Annotated in this window: 5 protein-coding genes; all 5 read left to right on the plus strand. The window is 60.5% G+C overall.

Features of this window, described 5'->3' with window-relative positions:
- Positions 1–37 precede the first annotated feature (37 nt).
- Genes Q0J85_RS15050 through Q0J85_RS15070 form a run of 5 tightly spaced genes read left to right on the plus strand, consistent with a single transcriptional unit; the run spans position 38 to position 7242 of the window.
- Positions 38–790 carry a prepilin-type N-terminal cleavage/methylation domain-containing protein gene (locus Q0J85_RS15050; protein ID WP_367274672.1) on the plus strand — a complete coding sequence of 251 codons (753 nt, stop codon included), beginning with the start codon at positions 38–40 and terminating at the stop codon, positions 788–790.
- A 13-nt stretch (positions 791–803) separates the two neighbouring features.
- Positions 804–4106 (plus strand): hypothetical protein, encoded by a 3303-nt coding sequence (locus Q0J85_RS15055; RefSeq protein WP_294483090.1) that lies wholly within the window; start codon positions 804–806, stop codon positions 4104–4106.
- A 10-nt stretch (positions 4107–4116) separates the two neighbouring features.
- Positions 4117–5472 carry an extracellular solute-binding protein gene (locus tag Q0J85_RS15060; protein WP_294483092.1) on the plus strand — a complete coding sequence of 452 codons (1356 nt, stop codon included), beginning with the start codon at positions 4117–4119 and terminating at the stop codon, positions 5470–5472.
- Positions 5469–6431, plus strand: a complete 963-nt coding sequence (locus Q0J85_RS15065) for a carbohydrate ABC transporter permease (RefSeq protein WP_294483094.1) — start codon at positions 5469–5471, stop codon at positions 6429–6431. The genes Q0J85_RS15060 and Q0J85_RS15065 overlap by 4 nt, the downstream gene beginning before the upstream one ends.
- 1 nt (position 6432) lies before the next feature.
- A complete protein-coding gene (locus Q0J85_RS15070; RefSeq protein ID WP_294483096.1) occupies positions 6433–7242 on the plus strand; it encodes a carbohydrate ABC transporter permease in 810 nt (269 codons plus the stop codon).
- The last annotated feature ends 319 nt before the right edge of the window (positions 7243–7561 follow it).

Below are 7561 nucleotides of genomic sequence, written 5' to 3' on the forward strand. Positions count from 1 at the left end.
CCCGTACACGGCACCGGCACCTTGCCGGACGCAGGGGGTGCGGGGGGCGGCGGACACGCCCCCTGCCTCCCACGACCTGGTAACGAGAAAAGCGGCATTTACGCTCATAGAGCTCCTTGTCGTGATTGCGATCATCGCGATCCTCGCCTCGATGCTGCTGCCGGCATTGAATCAGGCGAGGGAGAGAGCGAAAGCCTCGTCGTGTATGAATAACTGCAAGCCGCTGATTCAGGCACAGATTCTGTATGCAGGAGACAACAATGACCATGTGACTCCGCTGAATCTGGGGCCGAGCTGGAGTGAACGGATTCCGGGAAAATGGTGGGAGAATCTTCTGGCCGAGGGTTATATCCCGGTTCCGGAATGGAAGAACGAAGATGAGGGGTATGCGGCGAAAGGTGTGATGCTTTGTCCATCAGTTCCCGAGGCGCTAATGACTTCGGGAAACGGAATCGGCATTTATACCGAGGGCGGTGCGCACTGTCTGGTGCATTACGGCTGGTCGATCCGGATCACGAAACACCGGACTCCCGCCACCGGGATTCTGATGGGAGATGCCACCCAGTTTCGGTCGGAGGGTGTATATAACGGGGCACGGACGTTCAAATGCTACTGCAACAACAACAAGTGGCTGAATCCTGATCCGAATAATTACGGGATGCTGCCGCGCCACGGCGATCGCGCGAACGCGGCGTTTCTCGACGGCCATGTCGCCGCCTATACTTACAACGAACTCATCAGCGACACCAACGATTTCTTTGGTCACGTTCGCTACAACTCCGGATATTGAAAGGATTTACCGCATGATGAAGCTGTGGAAAAACATTCTGGGCAGTGCTCTGCCCGTCGTCGCTGCCGCGTCGCTCTGCGCTGCGGAACCGGCTTTGCGCCTGCTTGACTTCTCAACCGGGCAGCCGCTGCCGGAACCGGCCCTGCGCACGGTGGCGGAACAGGCCGGGCTGCCGTTCGGGCGGATCTCGCTGGAGAAGCTCGATCAGCTTGGAGCGGAAGATCTTCTGCTCGTTCCGGAGAGCGAATCGTTTCCGGCGTCGGCGGTTTCCGGCCTCGACCGTTTCCTGAAACGCGGCGGCAGGGTGATCTTCACCGGAGGCGGCCGTCCGTTTTCCTCCCCGGCAGTGCGTGACGGGAGCGGCTATATCACGCACGATACACTTCTTCAGCGGCAGAAAACGGAGCTCAAGGGGAGCGATATCGGGGCGATCATTCCGGGGATGAAGTATGCGCGGCAGTGCGACAAGGAGGCGGAGAAAGTCACCGGCAGCGCAAAGGTTTCGCCGGGTGAGCGCGTGTTGAGAATTCACTGTTCGCGTTTCTTTTCATGGGATAACTGGGCGACCCCGACCGGAGCGGCGAAGATTCCGGCAGGCACGGGCATGCTGCGGCTGCGGGCGAAAGGGGACGGCAAACTCCCGGCGTTCACCGTTGAACTGCGGGAAAAGGACGGCTCCCGCTGGATCGCCACGCTGCCGGTCGGCAAGAGTTGGGAGATTTCACTGCTGCCGCGCGCGGCATTCCGCTACTGGCGGTCGAACCCGAAGCGGGGAAACGATGGAGATCATGTCGATTTCAATCAGGTTGTGTCGGTGATTTTCGGTATTTCCGCCACCCATGCGCGGGGTGTCCGCCCCGGCGAATCCTACTCGTATGAGATTGCAGATCTTGAAGCGCTGCCGGGCGATCCGGATCAGGTCGAGTCATATCCGGCTTCTTTTGTGCTCGAGGGGGTCGCGCCGGAATACAACAGCTACCGGCTCGCTGGTCCGGTCCGGATTTCGTTTGCGGACGGCAGCGCTCTTGACTGGCGGGATGGAGTCGTTTCTCCGGTGCCGCGCATGTTCGGCGCGGGTTTTGCAATGAACCGCCCGTGGCGTTTCATTCCGGTGGCGACTGCGCGGAATGCGCAGCGCGGACGCGGATATCCGGTCTGGATCATGCTGCACCTGGACCGCGCATACAAGGGCGCGGCAGTCGCCGGGATGGGATTTCCGCTCGAGCGGATTCTGAAAACCCCGGAACTCTCGGAGCAGCTGATTTCGCTTGCGAAACGGCTTGCCGCCGGGCAGTTTCTCGCGGCGGCGGGGCCGGAACATTTCACCGCCGACAAAGGGGCGCACGTCCGGTACGGAGCGCAGTTGTTCCGTCCCGTTCCGGGTTGCATGGTGCGGACGCGGTGGATCGATCCGGATGGTCGTGCGGTGCCGGGCGTCGATGGAAAGGCGGACGGAAATTCCGTCGTGACGGCGGAACGGGAATTCGCGGAAGCGGGTACCTGGTGTTTCCGGGCCGAACTCGTCGATGCTTCCGGCGTCTGCGTTGATCGGATCGACGCCGAGCTCAACATCCCGGAAAGCGGGGCGGACGACCCGTCGGAATTTGTGCGGGTGGAGGGGAGCGATTTCATGCTCGGCGGGGAGAAGTGGTATCCGTTCGGCGTGAATTTCTATCCGGTCTATTCCGTTGCGGGCATGCGCCCCTACAACTACCGGGACGGCTGGGGCAGCCGCCGGTTTTATGATCCAGCTCAGGTCGAAGAGGCGATCCTCGATGCGAAAGCGGCCGGACTCAATATGCTCAGTGTTCATCCGAGCGACAATCAGCGGCTTGATCCGGGGGCGATCCGGGATTTCCTGTATCGCTGCCGCAAGCACGGCATGAAAGTGAATCTCTTTCTCGGCGCGGCCAGTCCGGTCGACTTCAAGGCGGAGGAGCTGAAACGTCTCATCGATGCGATGCGGCTGCCGGGAGATTCGACGCTGTTCTGCTACGACATTGTCTGGGAGGCGAGCAATTTCCTCTTCCGGGCCGATTTCCGGGAGAAGTTCCTGCCGGCGTGGAATCTCTGGGTTGAGCGGAGCTACGGCGACCGCGCCGAAGCCGTGCGCGACTGGAAGTTCGATCCCGGCAGAGGAAAGAACAACGCCGCATTGCGCGCTCCGACCGATCAGGAATTGACCGACGACGGCCCGCACCGGATCTTTGTCGCCGCTTATCGGCAATTCATGGACGACCATTGCGCCAGACTCTGGCAGCGCGCGGCCGACACGCTGCGCAGCTTCGACCCGAACCACCTCATCACGAACCGCGGCGGCAACTTGAGCGCTTATGACAATTCCCTGAGCGGCACCGTCCGGGCGCTGGATTTCCTCTCTCCGGAGGGGTACGCGATCAGGCACAACCGTTCCGGGGAGGGGGCGGTCGGGTTTGCAACCCGGCTGGCGGGATATTACTCCGGCGGCAAGCCGGTCGTATGGAGTGAATTCGGTGTAAACACGCTTGGACCTGGCGGTTATGACTCCGCGACAAATATTCAGGCGAACGGCGCCTCCTATTTTGAGTCGTTCTACCGCCGGGCGCTGGAGTCGGGTGCGAACGGCATGGCACCGTGGTGGTGGCCGGGCGGCTTCCGGGTCAACGAGAACAGCGACTTCGGCATCACGAATGTCGACGGAACGCTGCGGGAGGCGGGAAAAATTGCGCAGCGCTATTCGGAGCCGTTCCGGAAGGCGCGCAGCTATCCGGCGGCAACTGTCTGGTTCGATTACGACCGTGATGCGCATGCCGGAGGCTATCGGGAGCTCGTATTCGGAGCGGGCGGCGATGCGTATCTGAAAGCGGTCGAATCGGGCGGCATGCTCGGAATCCGCACGCCCGCTTCGGGGCGGAGTTCGGTGGATGTTCCGATTATCGGTGTCGGCAACGTGCCGTACACCGGGCGGAATCCGGTGCGCTATCTGAACGGTGCGTTCGACCGGGTCGAATACCGCCGCCCCGATGGTTCCTGGGCGGAGATTCGCGATGGACAGAAAATCCGTCATCCCGGAGAACTTCAACTCCGGGTGCGGATCGGCAACGGCGGCGAGGTGCCGTTCAAGGCGGTGCCGGGGCAGGGCGGGGTCGAAATCTTCGCAGCGTTCAACGGGAAAAAACTCGCGTTCCCGCTGGAGGCGGACCTGCCGCGGCTTGAGGCTGTGGACCTCGATGGAATCGTGATTCCGGCGGAGGCTTCCGGCGCGGTTTCGCTGCGGTTCGAGGCGCGCGGTCGCGCGGTATTCGGCGAACACTTCCGTTTTGAGCTTGAGCGTTAGGCGGTGACGGATGGGCAGGTGGTTCTGGCTGATTCCGGCGGCGCTGCTGGCGATGTCGATCGCGGCTTGGCGGATTGACAGCGGGCGCGACACACGTTCGGCTCTCTGGTCGGTCGATGCGAACGAGTTGCGTGAGGAGCAGCTCGCGCTTTTCCGGAAACTGAATCCGGATCTGCCTCTGCGGCTCGACCCGAGCGCTCCCGATCTGACCAAGACGCTTGTGCAGAGCATCGGCGGAGTCGGCCCGGATCTCTTCTGCGTCTACGATCCCGCTCAGCTCACGGCGGCGGTGAAGTCCGGCATCGCACTCGACGTGACCGATGAATTCGGGTCGGATGGAATCGATCTTGCGGAAAAGGTGTGGGCCGGTTCTCTCGACTGCGCCGTTTACGACGGGCGGATCTACGGCATCCCGAACAACGTCGGTCCGGTGGGAATGTGGTTCGATCGCGAGGCGTTCGACGAGGCCGGAATCCCATATCCCTCCGGACCGTGGAGCTGGGAGGAGTTCCTGAAGATTGCGTCCCGGCTGGTGAAAAGGGACGGGGACGGGCGTATCGTGCGCCACGCGATCGGTCTGGACTGGAACAGCTGGCCGCACTTTGTCATGCAGTGGGGCGGCAGCTGTTACAATGCCGACGGAACCCGCTGCACGATCGACTCCCCGGAGGCGGTAGCCGCCGTGACGTTCATGCGGGATCTCATTTACCGTTATGAACTTGCCCCGACTCCGGTGGAGGAGTCGGCCATGGCATCAGCCGGCGGCTGGGGGCAGGGGACGCTGCGTTACTTCGCCTCCGGACGCTATGCGACGGCGCTCGGAGGGCGCTGGTGGCTCATGATGCTGCGGCAGCATCCGGAACTCAGGAGCGGCGTTTGCGAGAGTCCGCACGGGCCCGTTCGCGTGTTCCAGTGCACGGCCAAGGCGACGGTCGTGAATGCCGCTAGTCCGCGCCGGGAAATCGCGCTCGGATTTCTGCGCTATCTTCTTTCGGAGGAGTACAATCAGCTTGTGACGAGCCAGGGGGATGCGCTCGGGCCGTTGAAGAGTGCGGGCGCGGGCGACCCGGAGGTTGAGGTATGGCGCGGCATGATGGCGGTGAGCCGCCCGATCGACCGCAGTGATTTTGTGAACGGACTGGTGGCGGCGCGGCTGATTTCGCGCCAGCTCGATCTTGTGAAGAACCGTCTCAAATCCCCCGCCGACGCCCTGCGGGACGCGGCGCGGGATGTGAATATCGAGATCTGCCGTTCCGTTCTGGAAGATCCGGAGCTGCAGGAACGTTACCGGGAGCTGACCGGCCGCTCCCTGACCCGGGCGGATCTGCGGAAACTGGAGGAGGAACGGCGGGAGGAGTCGAAATGAAACGGCGTACACGCGATTTCTGGAGTGCGATGGGGTTTCTGCTCCCCAATCTGAGCGGTTTTCTGATTTTTCTGGCCGGGCCGATCGTCATGTCGTTCGGGCTGGCTTTCACGAACTGGAATGTGATGAAGACCGTTCCGCTGCGCTTCGTCTGGTTCGACAACTTCCGGGCGATCTGGGAATCCGCCGATTTCTGGAGTTATCTGGTCAATACCGGTTATCTGATGCTCGGCATGCCGGTTTCGATTGCGGGTTCGCTCTGTCTGGCACTGCTCCTGAATCGGAAGATTCGCGGGGTGACCGCCTACCGCACGATGTTTTACCTGCCGCAGTTCACGGCGGGAGTGGCGCTGATGATTCTCTGGAAAGCGCTCTACAATCCGGATTTCGGGTTGATCAATCAGCTGCTGAGGCAGATCGCGGCGTTGTTCGGGTGCGATGATTTTTCCGGACCTGAGTGGCTCATGTCGACCCGGAATCTGCTTGCTCTTGCGGTGGAGCGAGTCGGTTTTTCGCCGGAGCAGTTCGGTGTCGGCGCCCGCGAGGCGCTGATCATCATGGGGATCTGGACGGCGATCGGCGGCAGCAACATGCTGCTGTACATTGCGGCACTCGCGAACATTCCGCCCGAACTCGGCGAGGCAGCGGAGATCGACGGCGCATCGCCGTGGGCGAAGTTCCGGCACATCACCTGGCCGCAGCTGGCGCCGACGACATTCTTCATCGTGGTGATGAGTTTCATCGGGGGGCTTCAGGGCGGCTTCGATCAGGCACGGGTCATGACGATGGGCGGCCCGGCCGGTACGACGACCACATTGACCTACTATATTTACACGAAAGCGTTTGAGGAGTACCGGGTCGGCTATGCGTCGGCGGTGGCGTGGCTGCTCTTCGTGATTATTTTCGCCGTGACGCTCGTGAACTGGAAGTTCGGCAGCCGCCGCATGGAGGACGTGTGACATGAGAAAGTTCCAGTGGAAAACCCATATTCTGCTGATTCCGATCGCGATTACGATGCTGCTGCCGTTCTGCTGGATGGTCAGTGCGAGTTTGAAGCCTCTTGCCGAGGTCGAGTCGCTTGATTTTCTGCCGCGGGTCTGGCGGTTTGGTAACTATCCGGAGGTGTTCCAGCAGATTCCGTTTGCGAAATATTACTTCAATAGTATTTTCATCGCGGGCTGGGTAACGTTTCTGCAGTGCATGACCAGCGCGATGGCGGCGTATGCGTTTTCACGTCTGCGCTGGCGCGGCCGGGATACGGTGTTCAAACTCTATCTGGCGACGCTGATGATTCCGGGGGTGGTGACGATGATTCCGAACTACCTGCTGATGGTGAAACTGCAGCTGCTCGACTCGTATCTCGGCCTGATCGTTCCTGCGGCGTTTTCGGCGTTCGGGACGTTTCTGCTGCGGCAGTTCATGCTCGGGTTGCCGCCGGCGCTGGAGGAGGCGGCGGAGATCGACGGAGCGACGCGGTTTCAGATTTTCCGGCATGTGATTCTGCCGCTGTCGAAACCGGCGCTGGTCACGCTGGCGATTTTCACTTTCATGGGGAATTACGGTTCGTTCTTCTGGCCGCTGGTCATGATCAAGAGCGAGACGCTTCGGACGCTGCCGGTCGGCATGCTTTTCTTCGACAGCATGTACGGGCGGCAGACCAATCTCATCATGGCGGCGAGTGTGATGAACATCATACCGCTGGTGATTCTGTTTCTCTGCGGACAGCAGTTCATCGTCAAGGGTATCACGCTTGGCGGCGTGAAAGGCTGAACCGGAGATCGGAGTTTCTCCCATTTTCCCCCGTTTCCAGCGGCGGGGGATTTTTTTGTTTTCCGGCTGTGGGCTCCGGGGGGAGAAGGGTAGATGGTTTTGTAACTAGGTCACAGATTTATTTTTTAAGATTTTATCATCTTTTGATTTGGTGAAATTGTTTGTTTTGTGTTCAAAAAGTTCTGTTTTTTACGGAAAATAACGATTCTGCTCTTGACATTGTTACAAGAATATGTCATAATAAATAAAGGAATCAGGATTGATTACGTGCTTGCCGCGTAATCAGCTTTCTTGAACTGGGACGCGGTGTATGGGGATT

It is taken from the genome of uncultured Victivallis sp. (assembly GCA_944389935.1).
Lineage (GTDB): Bacteria > Verrucomicrobiota > Lentisphaeria > Victivallales > Victivallaceae > Victivallis.